Genomic DNA, 18,009 nt, shown 5'->3' on the forward strand with positions numbered 1-18,009 from the left:
CGACGGACGCCGCCTCACCGCACCGTCCGGCGCCGCACCGCCCCCTCGGAGTCGCCCTCGACGCGCAGCGACAATCCGACTGCCCCGCGAGAACGCCGGCGTCGTGCGGACTCTCGCCGGCCGGATGGATACTCGCGGGAGAGAGGCCCGTTCCCGCTCGGAGCCCGGTTCCCGCCGAGAGCACGGTTCCGGATGGAGGGCGGCAGACGCTCGGGCGTCATACCGGGGTGGGGACCGCGTCGTCGGCGATCGAGGGGGCGCCGATGACCACGGGATCGCGCACCGGCAGGATGGTCGGATGCGTGTTCGACATCTTCTCGAGCACGCGCACGACCTGACGCGAGTAGCCGTACTCGTTGTCGTACCAGACGTAGAGCACGACGCTCTGCTCGCCCGCGATCGTCGCGAGGCCGTCGACGATGCCCGCGCGGTTGTTGCCGACGAAGTCGGTGGAGACGACCTCGGGCGACTCGATGTAGTCGATCTGCTGGCGCAGCGGCGACGTGAGCGAGGTCTGGCGCAGGTACGCGTTGATCTCGTCCTTCGTCGTCGGGCGCTCCAACTGCAGGTTCAGGATCGCCAGCGAGACGTCGGGCGTCGGCACGCGGATGGCGCTGCCGGAGAGCTTCCCCGTCAGCTGCGGAAGGGCCTTCGCGACGGCCCTGGCGGCGCCCGTCTCGGCGATCACCATGTTGAGCGCGGCGGAGCGCCCGCGGCGGTCGCCCCTGTGGAAGTTGTCGATGAGGTTCTGGTCGTTCGTGTACGAGTGGACCGTCTCGACGTGGCCGTGCCGGATGCCGAACGCGGCGTCGACGGCGGCGAGCACGGGCGTGATGGCGTTGGTCGTGCACGACGCCGCCGAGAGGATCGCGTCGTCGGCCGTGATGTCGTCGCTGTTGATGCCCGCGACGATGTTCCTGATCGCGCCCTTGCCCGGCGCCGTCAGCAGCACGCGCGAGACGCCCCTCGCGAGGAGGTGCTGCCCGAGCCCCTCCTCGTCGCGCCACCGCCCGGTGTTGTCCACGACGATCGCGTCGCGGATGCCGTGCCGCGTGTAGTCGACGGACGCCGGATCGTCCGAGTAGATCACCTGGATGAGCGTGCCGTTCGCGAGGATGGTGTCGTTCTCCTCGTCGACCTCGATCGTGCCGGCGAACGGGCCGTGCACGGAGTCGCGGCGCAGCAGGCTCGCGCGCTTCTCGAGGTCGGCGGAGGAGCCCCGCCGGACGACGATCGCGCGCAGACGCAGCCCCGCCCCGTCCCCCTGGTGCGCGATGAGGACGCGCGCGAGCAGGCGGCCGATCCGGCCGAACCCGTAGAGCACGACGTCGGTCGGCGCCGACTCCCGGGCGTCGAGCACGGCGACGAGCTCCTCGCGGAGGAAGCCGACCAGCTCGTCCTGCCCGTACCGGCCGCCCCGGGCGTCGAAGCGCGCGACGAGACGCGCGACGTCGATCGAGGCCGGACCGGGCCGCAGCGCCTCGAGGGCCTCGAGCACCGCGAACGTCTTCTCGGGAGGCAGCTCCCGATCGCCGACCTCGCGCGTGGAGCGGTGGGTCCGGAGGATCTCGACGGGCGAGATGTTGAGGAGACGGCGACCGTGGATGGAGGTCACGACGCCGCGCTCGCGATAGAGGCGTCCGATGAGCGGGATCATCCGCTCGGCCAGCTCCTCACGGGCGATCCACTCGGCACGCCGGACTTCGAACTGCTCGCTCACGCTCGTCGCGTCTCCCTCTGGTCGGCGGGCGCCTGCGTCCGCGCGCGGTGTGTGACGCCTCCAGCTAAACGCGGCATCGACGATCCTTTCGGGAGTTCTGCGAAGTAAAATCACCGCTTCTTGCCGAATATGCAAGCAGAGCGTGCGCGCGGCCCGGTCCGGGACGGCACGACGCGGACCGGCGGCCACCGCGCGTCTCACGCGCCCGCCGCCCGTCACATGGGCACATCTGCCCGGAAGGATGCGGAGAGCCGACTGACTAGGCTATGGAGGACGGTTCGCCGAGCACGTCGGCCTTCCCCTTCCAGAGGAGATCCACCAGATGCAGGACGACTCGACGCAGACCGGGCTCTCGGCGGTCATCCGCCCGGACGGGTCCGCGGAGCTCATCGTCGACGAGACGCCGCAGCAGATCCCGACGACCCTCGTGGAAGACGCTCGCCGCGAGATCGTCCGCCGTGCCGCCGAGATCGCGGAGCTGCTCGACGGTCCGGTGCACGTGACCGTCCACGAGCCCGACGGCGACTGGCCGCTTCTCGTCCACCCCGACGGCCGCGTCGACTCCGACGAGGGCTCGCGCAGCAGCGCCGCCCCCGGGACGGTCGAGGCGCCGGCCGCACCGGAGACGCCGGCCGACGCACCCGTCGAGGAGGGCCCGGAGCCGGCCGAGCCGAGCGCGGAGCGCCCTGCCTCCGCGGACGCCACGGCGACGACGGCGCCCGAGCCGTCCGCACCCGGGACGACCGCCGTGCCCGCGTCGGCGCCCGCCGCCGAGGGCATCGTTCCCGCAGGATCCGCAACCGCCCCCGGCCCCGTCCGCGCCGGCAACGCTCCCGACGCCGCGGCGCCCGCCGTCCCCGGTCCGGTCCGGTCCGGCAACGCTCCCGTCGCAGCGGCCCCGGCGACGGCGGGCCCCGTTCCCGCAGCGGCCTCCGACGGAGCAGGTCCCCGGCCCGGTGCCGACGCGCCCCCTCGCCGACGCACGTCCGCGCCGTCCGACGTCGCCCCCGACTCCGCCGCTGTGCCCGACTCCGCCGCTGCCCCCGAGGAGCAGGGGCGCCGGTCGTTCCTCACGTCCGAGCAGAGCGCCGAGGAGCTCGCCACCCGCGGCTGGCGCGGCGCGCTCGTCCGCGCGGGGGCACGCATCCCGCCGGGTGCGGCCGAGCGCGCGGAGCGCGACGACCAGGCCGCCGTCGCACAGCACTGGTTCGGGCCCCGCACCATCGCCGTCGTCAACGGCAAGGGCGGAGCGGGCAAGACGCCCACGACCATCCTCACCGCCGCCGTCTTCGCCCGCTTCGGCGGCGCAGGAGTGCTCGCGTGGGACAACAACCAGACGCGAGGCACCCTCGGCTGGCGGACGGAGCAGGGGCCGCACGACGCCACGCTGCACGAGCTGCTGCCCGAGACCGGACACCTCCTGTCGTCCTCCGCGCAGGCGGCCGACCTCGCGCGCTTCGTGCACCACCAGACGCGCGACCGGTTCGACGTGCTGCGCTCGAAGCCCATGGTGCTCGCCGAGCAGCAGCGCATCCACTCCGACGACGTCGACCGCATCCACGCCGTCGCCGCGAAGTACTACCGGCTGATCGTCATGGACTCGGGCAACGACGAGTCGGACCCGATGTGGCTGCGGATGATCGATCACACCGACCAGATCGTCGTCGCGACGACGTCGCGCGCGGAGCACGCCGAGGCCGGCGCCCTGCTGCTCGAGGCGCTCGCGACGCGCGACGCGCGCTCCGCGGCCCTCGCGCAGAACGCCGTGGCGGTCGTGAGCCAGGCGGATCCGAACGCCCCCTCGAACGAGCACCGCAAGGTCGTCGACGGCTACCGCGCCCTCGCCCGCGACGTCGTGAGCATCCCGTACGACCCCGCCATGATCGGCGGCCTCCTCCACTACGGCGCGCTGCGTCCCGCCACGCAGCGCGCATGGCTCTCGGCCGCCGCCGCCGCCGCCCGCGGCCTGGGCGGCGCATCGGCATAGGCGTGGGCGCCGGCGGAGACGACGCACCCCTCGCACGGGCCCCGCGCGCCGGGGCGGGGTGCACCTTCCGGCCACCCGCCGTTCACGTGCGGGGAGTGCGTCGTTTCCGTGGAGCGCGCAGACTGCGGAGATGCCCGCGCGCCCCCGCTACGAGGAGATCGCGCAGCATCTCCTCGCGCGGCTCCGCGACGGCACGTTCGTCACCGGCGAGCCCCTCCCCACCGAGACCGCGCTGGCCGCGGAGCTCGACGTCGCCCGGGGGACGCTGCGCCGCGCGCTCGAGCGCATCGAGAGCACGCACGGACTCGTCGTCAAGCGCGGGAACGGGTGGATCGCCCGCGAGCGCCCCCTCGTACGGAGCCTGGACGTCCTCGGCTCGTTCGGCGAGTGGGCGCGAGCGATCGGCGTCGAGCCGGCGGGCGAGATCGTCCGCCGGGGGATGGGCCGGGCCACCCCCGACGAGGCGCACGCGCTGAGGCTCCGTCCCCGCGACGGCGTGCTCCGCATCACCCGCGTGCGCAGCCTGCGCGACCGACCGGTCATGGTCGCGCGGACGACGTTCCCCGAACGCTTCGCCGCGCTCGTCGAGCCGCTCCCCGCCGATGTCCCCTCGATCATGGCGGCGCTCTCACGCGACCACGGCGTCCGCCTCCGGCATGCCGAGCAGCTCATCGGCGCGCTCACCGCGAACGCCGAGGACGCGCGCCTCCTGCGAAGGACACGCGGCGAGCCGCTCCTCCGGATCGTCCGGACGGCACGGGCCGCCGACGGCACGGTGTTCGAGTACAGCGACGACCGCTACCTGCCGGACAGCGTGAGCTTCGCGCTCGTCACGAGCGCACCCGGATCCGTCCCGGCGGCCTGGGACCGCACCGCGACGTGACCGTTGCGGCGTCTCGTCACCGGGAGTCACGGGAGCGTCACCCGCGCGACCCGTCGGGGCCGGCCGGCGCTCATCCGCTCGTCGTCGGGGATGTCTTGACTCGAGGCCGGTCGGCAGCCGCCGCCGCTCTCAGGAAAGGCCCTCCTCCCGATGCCCCCACGACACCTCCGACGCGCCACCCGCGTGACCCTGGGAACGGTCGTCTCCGCCGCGATCGTCGCGAGCGGCGCGCTCGTCGTGACGAACGCAGCCGCAGACGCCGCCGCGAGCCCCCGCGAGGTCGCCGGCCAGCCGCTCGTCATCGCACACCGCGGCAACTCCTCCCTAGCCCCCGAGAACACGCTGCCCGCCCTCGACAGCGCGGCCCGGAGCGGCGCCGACCTTCTCGAGATCGACGTCGACTACACCCGTGACGGCGAGATCGTCGTCCTCCACGACGACTCCGTGGACCGGACGACGGACGGCACCGGCAACGTCCGCGAGCTCACGTCGAGCGACGTCCGCGCACTCGATGCGGGCGGATGGTTCTCCCCTCTCTACGCGGGGACGCCGATTCCGACGCTCGACGATGTCCTCGACTTCGTCACCGCGAGCGATGCCACCCTGCTCCTCGAGTTCAAGTCGTCGTGGAGCGAGAGGCGCATCGGCGAGGCGCTGGCCCTGATCGAGAGCCACGGGGCCGAGGACCGGGTGATCGCGCAGAGCTTCGACACCACGACGCTCGCAAGTCTCCGCGACGCCGCGCCGGGTCTGGCCCGGATGGTGCTCGTCGACGAGATCGACGATCCGGTCGCCTCCGCCGAGGAGTTCGACGCCATCGGGGTGAATCCGCGCGGCGAGGACGTGCTCGGACGTCGCGAGATCGTCGACGAGATCCACGACGCGGGGCTGCTGACCTATGTGTGGACCGTCGACGACGCCCAGGACTGGGCCGGCCTCGCCGATGCGGGGGTGGATGGGATCGTCACGAATCGACCGGACCGCCTCGCCGGATGGCTCGCGTCCGACGGCACGCGCTGAGCCCCCTCCGGACGGGAACGCCCCGGACGCCCGACGGGCGTCCGGGGCGTTCCGCCGTGCGGCTACGACGGCGACCAGGCGGCATACCCCTCGGGGTCGTCGGTGATGACGCCATCCGCCCCGGACCGCGCGGCGAGCGCCCAGGCGTCCGGCGCGTTGAGCGTCCACACCATCGCCCGCAGCCCCGCCGCGTGGATGCGGTCGACGAGCGTCGGGTCGGAGGCGAGGAAGGACCCCATCGGGTTGAGCATCTCCGCCTCCAGGTCCGCCGCCGTCCGGATCGCCTCGTCCACGGCGGCGAACCGCAGCGGCCCTCGCCGGTACGTCTCCGCCTCCTCCTCGGTCACCTCGGGAGCGCTCGACGGATCCCACGCCGAGAGGTCGAGCACGAGAAGCCCCCGGCGCAGCGACGGCAGAGCGTCACGGCATGCGGCGACCGACGACGGCCAGAAGCTCTGCGCGATCACGCGCGGCGCGAGGTGAGCGAACGCGCCGCCCGGGGCGAGCGGGGCGAGCAGGATCTCGACCGCGTCGATCCCCCACTCGCCCTTGATCTCCAGGAGGATCTCGAGGTGCGGTTCGCGATCGGCGAAGCGGAGGAACTCCTCCCATGTCGGGACGCGCTCCCCGGCGAAGCCGGGGCCGAACCACGATCCCGCGTCCAGGGCGCGCAGCTCCGCGACCGTGAGCCGGGCGATCGCGCCCGTGCCGTCGGTCGTCGCATCGACGGTGTCGTCGTGCATCAGCACGACGACGCCGTCTCGCGTGAGATGCACGTCGATCTCGACGCCCGAGGCGCCGCTGCGGGCCGCCCGCTCGAACGCCGCCATCGTGTTCTGCGGAGCGCGCGCAGAGCTTCCGCGATGCGCGAACGAGAGGGGACGATCCGGAGCCGGTGTGCCGGCTGCGGCGTGGGTCACAGGTAGGGCTCGACGTTCTCGGCGTACGCGGTCTCCAGCTGGGGCGTGATCTTCTCGAAGGCCGTCTGCGCATCCGTCCCGCTCAACACGATCTCCTCGATCGCGCCGCTGAGGATCGCGTCCGCACCCGGCACGAACACGCGCACGTCGTCCTGCACCCGCGCACGCTCGGCGAGCTGGTCGACCGCCGTGCGCATCTGCGGGACCTCGTCGTAGACCTGCTTCATCGTGTCGGATTCGACCGCGGACGTCCGCACCGGCATGTAGCCCGTGTTCTGGGAGAAGTACGCGGTGTTGTCGGTGTTCGTGAGGAACTCCAGGAACATCGCCGCAGCGAGCTGCTGCTCCGGCGAGCGCGAGGAGGGGATGGCCAGGCCGGTGCCGCCCGTCGGGGTTCCCGCCTCCACCTCTCCGTCGGGCAGGAAGGCCGTGCCGACCTCGAACGCCGCCGCGTCGAGGGTTCCCGTGAGGCTGCCGGTCGAGCCGATGGTCGACGCGACGATGCCCGCGGAGAAGTCCGCCTGCGAGTCCTGCGAGACGGTGGCCATCCCGTCCTCCGCGAAGATCCCGCCCAGCCAGTCGCCCGCCTCGATCGCCTCCGGGGTGTCGAGCGTCGGCGTGAAGCCGTCGGAGTACGCCCCGCCGTGGCCCCAGATCATGTTCTCGAACCACCACGCGCCCCACGACGGACCCACCGACAGACCGAGCGTCGACCCGTCCTCGGGCAGGACGGCGGCGAGGTCGGCGTTCCACTCCTCGAGCTCCTGCCAGGTCTCGGGTCCGCGATCGGGCAGACCGGCCGCGCTCCAGAGGTCCTTGTTGTAATAGAACAGCGGCGTCGAACGGGCATACGGGACCGCCCAGTGCCGGTCGTCGAACTCGTAGTCCGAGTAGAGGCTCTGCTGGAAGTCAGCGGCGTCGGCGTCGATCGCGTCGAGGACGTCGTCGAGCGGCATGATCTGGTCGTTGAGCTGGTAGCGGAACCACCAGACGTCCGATGCGATGACGACGTCCGGCAGGGCGTCCGGCGACTGGCTCGTCGACTGGAACTTCTGCGCGACCTCGTCGTAGTCGGCTCCCGCGGTCACCAGATCGACGGCGATGCCCGTCTCCTCGGTGAACTGCGCGATGAGCTCCTCCTCGACCTGCTGCGACATCCCGGGATGGTTGCTCCAGAAGGTGATCTCGGTCGCGGGTTCGATCGTCGACCAGTCGATCACCTCGTCCGCTTCGGCGGCGGGCGCTCCGGCGGTGCTCGGTCCCGCGCAGGCCGCCAGGCCGAGCGCGGCGACGACGGCTCCGGCGGCGAACGCGGTGCGACGTCCGATCGTGCCGCGGGGGGACAGACGCTGATACACGGTTACTCCTTCGATTGGTGAGGATGGCCCCGCAGGGCCGACGGCGGGCGACCTGGCCCGCCGAGATCGGATGCCCCGTCGCCGTCAGCCGGTGACGGCGCCGGCCACGAGGCCCTGCGCCAGTCGCCGCTGGAGGAACAGGAACACGATGAGAACGGGCAGCATGACCACGACGGTCGCCGACAGGAGGACTCCCCAGTTGCTCAGACCGTCGATGTTCTTCAGCAGCGTGAGCCCGACGGGGAGCGTCATCATGTCCGCGCGCTCGGTGACGAGGAACGGCCAGAGGTAGTCGTTCCACTCGGCCACGACCGACACCAGCGCGACGGCCGCGACGGTGGGCCACGACAGCGGGACGACGAAGCGCCAAAGCTTGCGCCAGTGCCCCGCGCCGTCCAGCTCGGCGGCTTCGAGGACGGAGACGGGGAGGCCTCGGAAGCTCTGCCGGAACAGGAACGTCCCGAAGGCGCTCGCCAGACCCGGCAGGATGATGCCGGCGTACGTGTTCAGCCAGCCGAGCTGCGCCACGAGGGCGTAGTTCGGGATGATCGTGATCTGCGCGGGGATCATCAGCGTGCCGATCACGAGCGCGAAGAAGAACCCCCGGAACGGGATGTCGAGGAAGACGAGCGCATAGGCGCAGCAGATGCCGAGCACGACCTTGAGCCCCGCTCCCAGCGTCGTGATGACGACGCTGTTCAGGAAGAGGCGCCCGAGCGGGATCGTGTCCGCGGCCGCCGCGTAGTTGTCGAGCGTCATCCGCTCCGGGAGCCACTGGATCGGCAGCGCGTACATCTCCTGCGGCGACTTGAGGCTCGCGATGAGGAGCCAGACGAGCGGAAGCGCCATGACGACCGTGAGGAGCAGCATGAGGGCGCCGCCCGACACGCGGGTCGCCGTCCGGGTCCGCCCGGCCATCAGTAGTGCACCTTCTTCTCGACGAAACGCATCTGGACCGCGGTGATGGCGATGAGCACGACGAAGAGCACCGTCGCGATCGCCGACGCGTAGCCGGCTCGTCCGTTGACGAAGCTCTCCAGATACACCTGGTACATCACCGTGGTCGTCGACGAGAGGGGGCCGCCCTGGGTCATCGCCTGGATGACATCGAAGGCCTGCAGCGAGCTCAGCAGCAGCGTGATGAACAGGAAGAAGGTCGTCGGACCGAGGAGCGGCAGGATCACCGACCGGAGCGTGCGGAGCGTTCCGGCCCCGTCGAGCGCGGCGGCGTCCTTGACGTCCTGCGGGATCGCCTGGAGTCCTGCGAGATAGATGAGCGCCACATAGCCGAGATTCCGCCAGAGGTAGACGACGACGATCATCACCATCGGCCAGGGCGGCTCCGTGTACCACTGCGGGCCGTCGACGCCGATGCTCCTCAGCAGCGCGTTCATCGCCCCGTAGCGGGGGTCGAAGATGAACAGCCACAGCACGCCGACGGCGAACCCGGAGAGGACGTAGGGCGCGAAGACGATCGTGCGGGCGACGGCGCTGCCGCGAAGACCCTGGTTGAGGAGGAGAGCCGTGCCCAGCCCGAGCGCCATCGCCCCGCCGACCGTCACGACCCCGAAGACGACCGTCGTCGTCACCACACGCGGCGTGCTGGACGCGGTGAACCACTCGATGTAGTTGCCGAGGCCGATCTGCCTCGCCACGGGAGAGCCGAGATTCCATTGCAGCGTCGAGTAGTAGACGCTCTGCAGCATCGGGGCGTACACGAAGACGAGGAGCAGGGCGATGTTCGGCCCCGCGAGCAGCGCGAACCAGGCGAGGTCTCGTCGACGCCTCCGGGTGCGAGGGGGCCTCGACGGGCGAGGAGCGGGTCGCGGGGCGGGGCGCGCCGGCGCAGGCGGCACGCGCAGGGGCTCGGTGAGGAGAGGAGTCATCGTCAGGGCACGGCTTTCTTGGCCTCGGGGCGAAGGCGTCGGGACGAGAAGAAGGGGGAATCGCCCGCATCCGGGCGACTCTCCCGAGGCTATGAGCTGCGCGGGCGTGCTCCCCGCCGTTTCGCAGACGATTGCCGCAGTGTTCGCCCGGGCTTTCCCTGCGCGTCGCCCGGCCACCGGGAGGCGTCGTCGGGCCGACCAGAGGGGGCCGTATCGGTTCACCGCGACCGAACGGCGCTCACCCCACGGCATCGCCGTCAGGCGTGTTCACCGACGCGACCCCTGTGCGTCGCCTCCGGTTCGCCTCAGCCCTTCAGCGCCCCGGCGCCCGCTGGCGCCGACGTGCGCTTCTCACGCGTCAAGACCCCACATCCGCACCGATGACCGAGCCCGCCCTACGGCGATTGGTGCCGATGTGGGGTTCTCAGCGCCCAGAACGTCACATCGGCGCCAATAATGAGCGGAACGCTCGACGCTACAGCCGCACGACCTCGGTGACGCGGACGACGGCGGCGCCCTCCTCCGCCGACGCGCCGAGGTCGACCTCGGCGCGGATGCGCCAGTCGTGGTCGCCCGCGGGGTCGTCGATCGTCTGCTCGACGCGCCAGAGCGCGGGCTCCTCCTCGATGCGGCAGAGCGCGGGCGATCGAGACGCCCCGCCCGTCCCGATCGCGTCGTGCTCGACGTAGTACCGGTCGAGCACCGCCGGCCAGTCGACGTCGGGGTCGAGTGCCGCGAGCTCGGCGTCCTTCTCGAGCGCCGCGAGCTGCACGCGCCGGAACATCTCGTTGCGCACGAGGACCGTGAACGCGCGCCGGTTGACGACGACGGACGGCGGCGCCGGCGGCACGACGGAGGTCGCGTCGTCGCCGTCGGCGCCCGATGCGAGCGCCTCCCACTCGTCGACGAGGCTCGAGTCGACCTGCCGGACGAGCTCGCCGAGCCACTCGATGATGTCGCGCAGCTCCTCCGTCCGAGCCTCGGCGGGGACGGTCTGCCGGATGGCCCGGTACGCGTCGCTGAGATACCGCAGCACGAGCCCCTCGCTGCGGCCGAGCTGGTACCAGTTCACGAACTCCGCGAACGACATCGCCTGCTCGAACATGTCGCGCACGACCGACTTCGGACGCAGCTCGAAGTCGCGCACCCAGGGCTGGCTCGACGCGAACACCTCGAACGACTGCTGGAGCAGGTCGGCGAGCGGCTTGGCGTACGTGACGTCCTCGAGGGCGTTCATCCGCTCCTCGTACTCGACGCCCTCGCGCTTCATCGCCGCGACGGCCTCGCCGCGCGCCTTGTACTCCTGCTGGGAGAGGACGGCGCGCGGGTCGTCGAGCGTCGCCTCGATGACGCTCACGACGTCGAGCGCGTACGATCCCGTGCCGACGCCGTCCGCTCCCCCGTCCGGGTCGAGGAGCTCGATCGCGGCGAGCGCGAAGGGCGACAGCGGCTGGTTGAGGGCGAAGTTCGGCTGCAGCTCGACGACGAGGCGGATGGCGCCGTGCGCGTCGACCTCGACGATGCCGGCATCGCGCAGCGTGCGGAAGATCGCCAGGGCCCGGCGCGCGAGCGCGTACTGCCGTGCGCGCGGCTCGTGGTTGTCGAACACGAGCGAGCGGACGTTCTCGAAGACGTCGCCGCCGCGTCCGATGACGTTGATGAGCATGGCGCTCGTGATCTGCAGCTGCGGCTGCAGCGGCTCCGGCTCGGCGCCGACGAGCTTCTCGAACGTCTGCTCGCTCCACGAGACGAAGCCCTGCGGCGCCTTCTTCCGCTGCACCCTCTTGCGCTTGACGGGATCGTCGCCGGCCTTCCGCAGCGCCTGGGCGTTCTCGATCTCGTGATCGGGGGCGAGGACGAGCACGTTGCCGTAGGGGTCGAAGCCCGCCCGGCCCGCCCGTCCCGCGATCTGGTGGAACTCGCGGGCCGAGAGCCGCCGCATCCGCGTGCCGTCGTACTTCGACAGGGCGGTGATCATGACGGTGCGGATGGGCACGTTGATGCCGACCCCGAGCGTGTCCGTCCCGCAGATGACGCGGAGGAGGCCGCGCTGGGCGAGCGTCTCGACGAGCCGCCGGTACCGCGGGAGCATCCCGGCGTGATGCACGCCGATGCCGGAGCGGACGAGGCGCGAGAGCGTCTTGCCGAACGCCGTCGTGAAGCGGAACCCGCCGATGGCCTCGGCGATCTCGTCGCGCTGCGCGCGCGTGGTGACCTTGACGCTCGCGAGCGCCTGCGCCCGTTCCATCGCGGCGGCCTGCGAGAAGTGCACGATGTAGACCGGCGTCTCTCGCTCCTCGAGGAGCTTCTCGACCGTCTCGTGCACGGGATGCGTGGAGTACTCGAAGTGCAGCGGCACGGGACGCTCCGCCCCCGAGACGAGCGTCGTCTGGCGCCCCGTCCGCCGGGACAGGTCGGCCTGGATGGCCGACGTGTCGCCGAGCGTCGCCGACATGAGGAGGAACTGGGCGCGTGGCAGGAGCAGCAGCGGCACCTGCCACGCCCATCCGCGGTCGGCGTCGCCGTAGTAGTGGAACTCGTCCATCACGACCTGGTCGACGTCGGCGTCCGCCCCCTGACGGAGTGCGAGGTTGGCGAGGATCTCCGCTGTGCAGCAGACGATGGGCGCATCCGGGTTGACCGAGGAGTCGCCCGTGACCATCCCGACGTTCTCGGCGCCGAAGACGTCGACGAGCGCGAAGAACTTCTCGCTCACGAGAGCCTTGATGGGCGCCGTGTAGTAGGTGCGCCCGCCGCGGGCGAAGGCGGCGGCGTGCGCGGCGACCGCGACGAGCGACTTCCCCGTGCCCGTCGGCGTGGCGAGGACGACGTTGCTGCCCGAGACGAGCTCGATGACCGCCTCGTCCTGCGCGGCGTACAGCACGAGGCCGCGCCCGGTCGTCCACTCGACGAACGCGTCGTAGAGCGCGTCCGCATCGCCGTCGGTCGTTCGGATGCGGTCGAGCAGGGAGGAGGCCATCCCCTCGAGTCTGCCCCATCGAGGCCGCCACGCCGCCGACGTCTCCCGGGCGATCAGTCGTATCCGAGGACGACGACCGCCTCGGTGCTCGGAGGCGGCTCGGCCTCTCGCCCCTCGTCCGCGGCCTCGGCGTCGCTCATACGACCGCCGCTGTCTCCCGGGCGATCGCCGCGACGAAGGCGTCGACGTCCGCCTCGGTCGTGTCGAAGGCGCACATCCAGCGCACCTCGCCCGTCGCCTCGTCCCAGTCGTAGAAGCGGAAGCCCTCGCGGAGCCGGTCCGCCACGCCGCCGGGCAGGATGGCGAACACGCCGTTCGCCTGCGTCTCGCGCGTGAGGCGCACGCCGCGGATCGATCCGTCCGCGAGACCCGCCTCGACGCCCGCCCGCAGCCGCTGCGCCATCGCGTTCGCGTGACGGGCGTTGCGCAGCCAGAGGTCGCCGTCGAACAGCGCGAGCAGCTGCGCCGACACGAACCGCATCTTCGACGCCAGCTGCATGTTGAGCTTGCGGAGATAGGCGAGCCCGGTCGACGCCTCCGGGTTCAGGACGACGATCGCCTCGGCGAGCATCGCGCCGTTCTTCGTGCCGCCGAGGCTCAGCACGTCGACGCCCGCGTCGCGCGTGAACGCCCGCAGCGGCAGGTCGAGGGCCGCTGCGGCGTTCGCGATGCGCGCGCCGTCGACGTGCACGTGCATCCCGAGCTCGTGCGCGTGATCGGCGATCGCGCGGATCTCCTCCGGCGTGTACACCGTGCCGAGCTCGGTCGACTGCGTGATCGACACCGCCAGCGGCTGCGCGCGATGCACGTCGCCCCATCCCCACGCCTCCCTGTCGACGAGCTCGGGCGTGAGCTTGCCGTCCGGCGTCGGGACGGTCAGCAGCTTGATGCCGCCGATGCGCTCCGGGGCCCCCTGCTCGTCGACGTGGATGTGCGCCGTCGACGCGGCGACGACCCCGCCCCAGCGCGGCAGCATCGACTGCAGCGCCGTCACGTTGGCGCCCGTGCCGTTGAAGACGGGGAACGCCTCGACGGGCTCGCCGAGGTGCCCGGCGAGCACCTCCTGGAGGCGGGCGGTGTACGAGTCCTCGCCGTAGGCGACCTGGTGCCCGTCGTTCGCCGCCGCGATCGCGGCGAGCACATCGGGGTGGACGCCCGCGTAGTTGTCTGAGGCGAATCCACGCGGGGCCGTGTCATGCAGAGGGGTCACCGTCTCAGCCTAGGCCGGGGCCGCCCGACACGACGCAGGACGAAAGCCCCACGGTGACCCAGCGACCTGCGTGAGCCCGCGGCCCCACACGACGGTCGCGGGAAGATCTCCTGCGTTGTGCACGGCGCCACGGCCTGCCTCCGCGGAGACCCGTCGGTATCCTCGACGGATGAGCCGCCGGTATCCCGCAACGATCGCCGCGCCGGTGGACCGCGAGCTCGTGGTCAGGAAGTCGCGCTTCATCGCGCGCCTCTCCCCCGTCTCGTCGCCGGAGGAGGCCGACGCCGTCATCGCCGCGGTCCGCAAGAGCTCCTGGGACGCACGGCACCACTGCGTCGCGATGGTCACGGGAGTGCTCGGCGACCAGGCGCGATCGTCCGACGACGGCGAGCCGTCGGGGACGGCCGGCATCCCGATGCTCGAGGTGCTGCGGCGCCGCGAGCTGACCGACGTCGTCGCGGTCGTGACGCGCTATTTCGGCGGAGTCAAGCTCGGCACGGGCGGCCTCGTCCGCGCCTACTCGACGGCCGTGTCGGAGGCGCTCGACCACGCCGCGATCGTGCGTCGGGCGGCGCTCACGCGGATGACCGTCGAGGTGCCGCACACCGACGCCGGCCGCATCGACAACCTGCTGCGCGAGTGGGTGACGACGCACGGCGCGACGCTCGGCGAGACGGGATACAGCGCCGCGGCGACCTTCGACCTCTGGGTGCCGGAGACGCTCGTTTCTCGGCTCCGCGACGACCTCGCCTCCGCCTCGTCGGGCGCGCTCGTCCCCGTCGTGGGCGAGGAGCGCATCGTCGACGTCCGCGCGTGAGGCATGTCCCGATTGGCCCCGGCGCGGGCATCCGCCGTATCGTTGAGGCCGAACAGGGATCCGACCCTGCCCGCCCCCGCAGCCGAGGTGACCCGTGACGACCGGCCCGGACATCGAGTTCCCCGACGTGCCCCGCTCAGAGCTCGAGCACGCGATCGAGGACCTGCTCGACAAGGCCCAGCGCGTGCTGCACACGCAGGGGCGTCTCCGCCGGCTGCTGGCCGCGACGCGGTCGGTGGGCGAGGGTCTCGACCTGCCCGTCGTGCTGAACCGGATCGTCGAGGCCGCCACCGATCTGGTGGGCGCGCGATACGGCGCGCTCGGCGTCATCGGGCCGGACGGCGCTCTCGAGGAGTTCTTCCACGTCGGCATCGACGACGAGACGGCCGCGCGCATCGGGGAGCCCCCGCGCGGTCGAGGGATCCTCGGCGCCGTCGTCGAGGGGGCCGAGCCGGTGCGTCTCGACCGGATCGGCGACGACCCCCGCGCATACGGCTTCCCCGCGCACCATCCGCCCATGGAGGGCTTCCTCGGCGTCCCGATCGCGATCCGCGGCGAGGTGTACGGGAGCCTCTACCTCGCCGACCGGGAAGACGGCCCGTTCTCCGTCGAGGACGAGGAGCTCCTCACGGCGCTCGCCGCGTCGGCGGCCGCCGCGATCGACAACGCGCGCCTCTTCGGGCAGGCCGAGCGGCGCCGGCGGTGGGCCGTCGCGTCCGCCGAGACCGCCGCGGCCGTGCTCGACGCCGACACCGCCGATCCGCTCACCGTCGTGACCGAGACCCTCCTGCACCTCGCCGACGCCGCGGTCGTCGCCCTCCTGACCGCCGCACCCGTCGGCGGGGTGCGGGTGGACTCGGCGTGGGGCGAGGCGGCCGCGACGCTGGAGGGCCGGCTGCTCGCCGCCGGCACGACGGTCGCCGAAGAGGTCATCGCCGCGGGAGACGCCCGGGTGTCGGGATCCGGGCCGGTCGCCTCCCTGGGCCCCGGCACGGGGCTCGGGCCGTTCCTGACCGTCCCGATCTCGCTCCCGGGCGGCGGACGGGCCGCGCTCGCGGTCGCGCGCAGTGCAGGGGGGAGGCAGTTCACGGACGTCGACCTCGACATGGCGATGGAGTTCGCGTCGCACGCGGGCGTCGCCCTGCAGCTGCACGACGCACGGCGGGTGCGCGAACGCCTGACGCTCCTGGAGGACCGCGAGCGCATCGCCCGGGATCTGCACGACAACGTCATCCAGCGCCTGTTCGGGGCGGGGATGACGCTGAACGCGCTGGATCCGGGAAGCGTGCCGCCCGAGGTGTCCGGCAAGATCGACACCGTGACGAGGCTGCTGGACGAGGCGATCGCGGAGATCCGCGCCTCGGTGTTCGCCCTCCGCGAGGTGCCGGCGGAGCGTCCCTCGCTCCGGCAGCGGCTCCTCGACGTGGCGGGCGACGTCGCCGCGGCGTTCCCGACGCCGGCCAGGGTGCTCTTCGAGGGCGACGTCGACGAGGCGATCCCCGTCGCCGTCCTGCCCGACATCGAGGCCGTCGTGCGCGAGGGGCTCTCCAACGCCGCACGCCACGCCGCCGCGTCCGAGGTGGCCGTCACGGTCGTCGCCGACGACGAGGGCATCCGCGTGAGCGTGGCCGACGACGGCACGGGGGTCGCCGCGCCGAAGAGGTCGAGCGGGCTGGCGAACCTCTCCGCCCGCGCGGCCGCATGGAGCGGCACCAGCTCCCTGCTCCCCCGCGAGGGGGGCGGGGCCGTGCTGGACTGGCGCATCCCCGCACCGCCGAGAGACAAGGACGACGCATGATCAGGATCTTCCTCGCCGACGACCACGAGCTCGTCCGCCGGGGCATCGCGGAGATCCTCGAACGCGAGCCCGACATGACCGTGGTCGGCGAGGCGGGGACGGCGCGCGCCGCCGTCGCGCGCATCGACGCGCTGGAGGTCGACGTCGCCGTGCTCGACTACCGCCTTCCGGACGGCACCGGCGTGGGCGTGTGCCGGGAGGTGCGGTCTCGCCGGCCGGCTCTGCCGTGCATCATCCTCACCGCCTTCGACGACGAGGCGGCGCTCGACGCCGCCGTGCTCGCGGGGGCGAGCGGATGGCTGCTGAAGGACATCCGGGGTACGGGGCTCGTCGAGGCCGTGCGCGACGTCGCGGCGGGGCGGCGGCTGATCGGCGACGCCGTGCGGCGCAGGGCGCACGAGCGTCTCGTGCAGCAGCGCGAGGACGACGCCGCCGACCTCACCCTCCGGGAGCGGCAGATCCTGGGCCTCATCACCGAGGGGCTCACCAACCGGCAGATCGGCGAGCGACTCGGGATCGCCGAGAAGACCGTGAAGAACTACGTCACGGGCCTGCTCGACAAGCTCGGCCTCGAGCGCCGCACCCAGGCCGCGGTGTACGGCATGGCGCACCGCCGGCCCGGTGGGGGGACGGCTCCGGGTCAGTAGACCGTCAGGCCGCGGGCGCGGAACTGCGACCGCACCCGCTCGACGGTCGCCTCGTCGGGCGACCGGACGTCCTCGAGGGCGTAGCGCAGGCCACGCTCCGCCCACTTCGACGCGCCGAGCTGGTGGAACGGAAGCACCTCCACGCGCTCCACGGTCCTCCAGCGCGCGACGATGTCGGCGACGGCGCCGACGTTGTCGATGGCGTCGGTCAGCCCCGGGACGAGCACGAACCGCACCCAGATGCGGTTTCCGCGCGCGCTCAGCCGGTCGCCGAACGCCACGGTCGGCTCGAGCTCGCGCCCGGTGACCCGCCGGTAGACGTCCTCGGTCCCCGACTTCACGTCGAGCAGGACGAGGTCCGTGGCGTCGAGCAGCCGGTCGGTGGCGCGTACGCCGAGGAACCCGGAGGTGTCCAGCGCCGTGGAGACGCCCGCGTCGTGGCAGGCGGTGAAGACCCGCTCGACGAAGGCCGACTGCAGCAGCGGCTCCCCGCCGGAGATCGTGAGCCCGCCTCCGGTCCGGGCGAACACGTCGCGGTAGCGCAGGACGCGGTCGACGATCTCGCTCGCGGCGGTCTCCGTGCCGTCGCGCATCACCCACGTGTCGGGGTTCTGGCAGTACTGGCAGCGGAGCGGGCAGCCGCTGAGGAACAGCGTCATCCGTGTTCCGGGGCCGTCGACGGCTGTCACGAGCTCCCAGGAGTGCACCGTCCCCCGCTCGCCCGAACGGCGCGCGGCGAGCGCGTCCCTTCGGGCGGGCGGGGAGAGGAGGGCGGCGCTCATG

Annotated in this window: 14 protein-coding genes; 6 read left to right on the forward strand and 8 right to left on the reverse strand. The window is 72.3% G+C overall.

Translation table 11 applies throughout. The features are described from left to right. Positions 1-217: 217 nt before the first annotated feature. A complete protein-coding gene (locus N8K70_RS14225) occupies positions 218-1,657 on the reverse strand; it encodes a glyceraldehyde-3-phosphate dehydrogenase (RefSeq protein ID WP_394357842.1) in 1,440 nt (479 codons plus the stop codon). Positions 1,658-2,042: 385 nt separating this feature from the next. Between N8K70_RS14225 and N8K70_RS14230 the strand changes: the two genes are divergently transcribed. The 3 genes from N8K70_RS14230 to N8K70_RS14240 all read left to right on the forward strand — a co-directional run bounded on the left by N8K70_RS14230 (position 2,043) and on the right by N8K70_RS14240 (position 5,610). Beyond that, positions 2,043-3,707, forward strand: a complete 1,665-nt coding sequence (locus tag N8K70_RS14230) for an ATPase (RefSeq protein WP_317139007.1) — start codon at positions 2,043-2,045, stop codon at positions 3,705-3,707. 130 nt (positions 3,708-3,837) lie between these two features. Continuing rightward, complete coding sequence (locus tag N8K70_RS14235; RefSeq protein WP_317139008.1) at positions 3,838-4,590, forward strand: GntR family transcriptional regulator; 753 nt, start codon at positions 3,838-3,840, stop codon at positions 4,588-4,590. A gap of 183 nt (positions 4,591-4,773) precedes the next feature. After that, positions 4,774-5,610, forward strand: a complete 837-nt coding sequence (locus N8K70_RS14240) for a glycerophosphodiester phosphodiesterase (RefSeq protein ID WP_317139009.1) — start codon at positions 4,774-4,776, stop codon at positions 5,608-5,610. A 62-nt stretch (positions 5,611-5,672) separates the two neighbouring features. Here the strand turns inward: N8K70_RS14240 and N8K70_RS14245 are convergent, their stop codons facing one another. From N8K70_RS14245 to N8K70_RS14270, 6 genes are all read right to left on the reverse strand, one after another. Continuing rightward, positions 5,673-6,530 (reverse strand): glycerophosphodiester phosphodiesterase, encoded by an 858-nt coding sequence (locus N8K70_RS14245; RefSeq protein ID WP_317139010.1) that lies wholly within the window; start codon positions 6,528-6,530, stop codon positions 5,673-5,675. Next, the gene (locus N8K70_RS14250; protein ID WP_317139011.1) at positions 6,527-7,888 is read right to left on the reverse strand and encodes an ABC transporter substrate-binding protein; all 1,362 of its coding nucleotides are present in this window, start codon (positions 7,886-7,888) and stop codon (positions 6,527-6,529) included. The genes N8K70_RS14245 and N8K70_RS14250 overlap by 4 nt, the downstream gene beginning before the upstream one ends. Before the next feature lie 84 nt (positions 7,889-7,972). After that, complete coding sequence (locus N8K70_RS14255; RefSeq protein ID WP_317139012.1) at positions 7,973-8,806, reverse strand: carbohydrate ABC transporter permease; 834 nt, start codon at positions 8,804-8,806, stop codon at positions 7,973-7,975. Continuing rightward, the gene (locus tag N8K70_RS14260; protein WP_317139013.1) at positions 8,806-9,774 is read right to left on the reverse strand and encodes a carbohydrate ABC transporter permease; all 969 of its coding nucleotides are present in this window, start codon (positions 9,772-9,774) and stop codon (positions 8,806-8,808) included. Before N8K70_RS14260 ends, N8K70_RS14255 begins: the two co-directional genes overlap by 1 nt. A gap of 475 nt (positions 9,775-10,249) precedes the next feature. Further along, complete coding sequence (locus N8K70_RS14265) at positions 10,250-12,754, reverse strand: DEAD/DEAH box helicase (RefSeq protein WP_317139014.1); 2,505 nt, start codon at positions 12,752-12,754, stop codon at positions 10,250-10,252. 136 nt (positions 12,755-12,890) lie between these two features. Further along, positions 12,891-13,964, reverse strand: a complete 1,074-nt coding sequence (locus N8K70_RS14270; RefSeq protein WP_317139015.1) for a threonine aldolase family protein — start codon at positions 13,962-13,964, stop codon at positions 12,891-12,893. Positions 13,965-14,133: 169 nt separating this feature from the next. Here N8K70_RS14270 and N8K70_RS14275 point away from each other — a divergent pair, with 169 nt between their 5' ends. The 3 genes from N8K70_RS14275 to N8K70_RS14285 all read left to right on the forward strand — a co-directional run bounded on the left by N8K70_RS14275 (position 14,134) and on the right by N8K70_RS14285 (position 17,226). Beyond that, positions 14,134-14,781 (forward strand): YigZ family protein, encoded by a 648-nt coding sequence (locus N8K70_RS14275; RefSeq protein ID WP_317139016.1) that lies wholly within the window; start codon positions 14,134-14,136, stop codon positions 14,779-14,781. A gap of 94 nt (positions 14,782-14,875) precedes the next feature. Next, entirely contained in the window at positions 14,876-16,579 is a 1,704-nt protein-coding gene (locus N8K70_RS14280; RefSeq protein WP_317139017.1) for a GAF domain-containing sensor histidine kinase, read from the forward strand. Next, on the forward strand, positions 16,576-17,226 hold the full coding sequence (locus tag N8K70_RS14285; protein ID WP_317139018.1) for a response regulator transcription factor: 651 nt from the start codon (positions 16,576-16,578) through the stop codon (positions 17,224-17,226). The genes N8K70_RS14280 and N8K70_RS14285 overlap by 4 nt, the downstream gene beginning before the upstream one ends. Here the strand turns inward: N8K70_RS14285 and pflA are convergent. After that, complete coding sequence (gene pflA / locus N8K70_RS14290; protein WP_317139019.1) at positions 17,220-18,008, reverse strand: pyruvate formate-lyase-activating protein; 789 nt, start codon at positions 18,006-18,008, stop codon at positions 17,220-17,222. The genes N8K70_RS14285 and pflA overlap by 7 nt on opposite strands. Position 18,009: the final 1 nt, after the last annotated feature.

The sequence above is a fragment of the Microbacterium sp. AB genome (genome assembly GCF_032878875.1).
In the GTDB taxonomy this organism is placed as follows: domain Bacteria; phylum Actinomycetota; class Actinomycetes; order Actinomycetales; family Microbacteriaceae; genus Microbacterium; species Microbacterium betulae.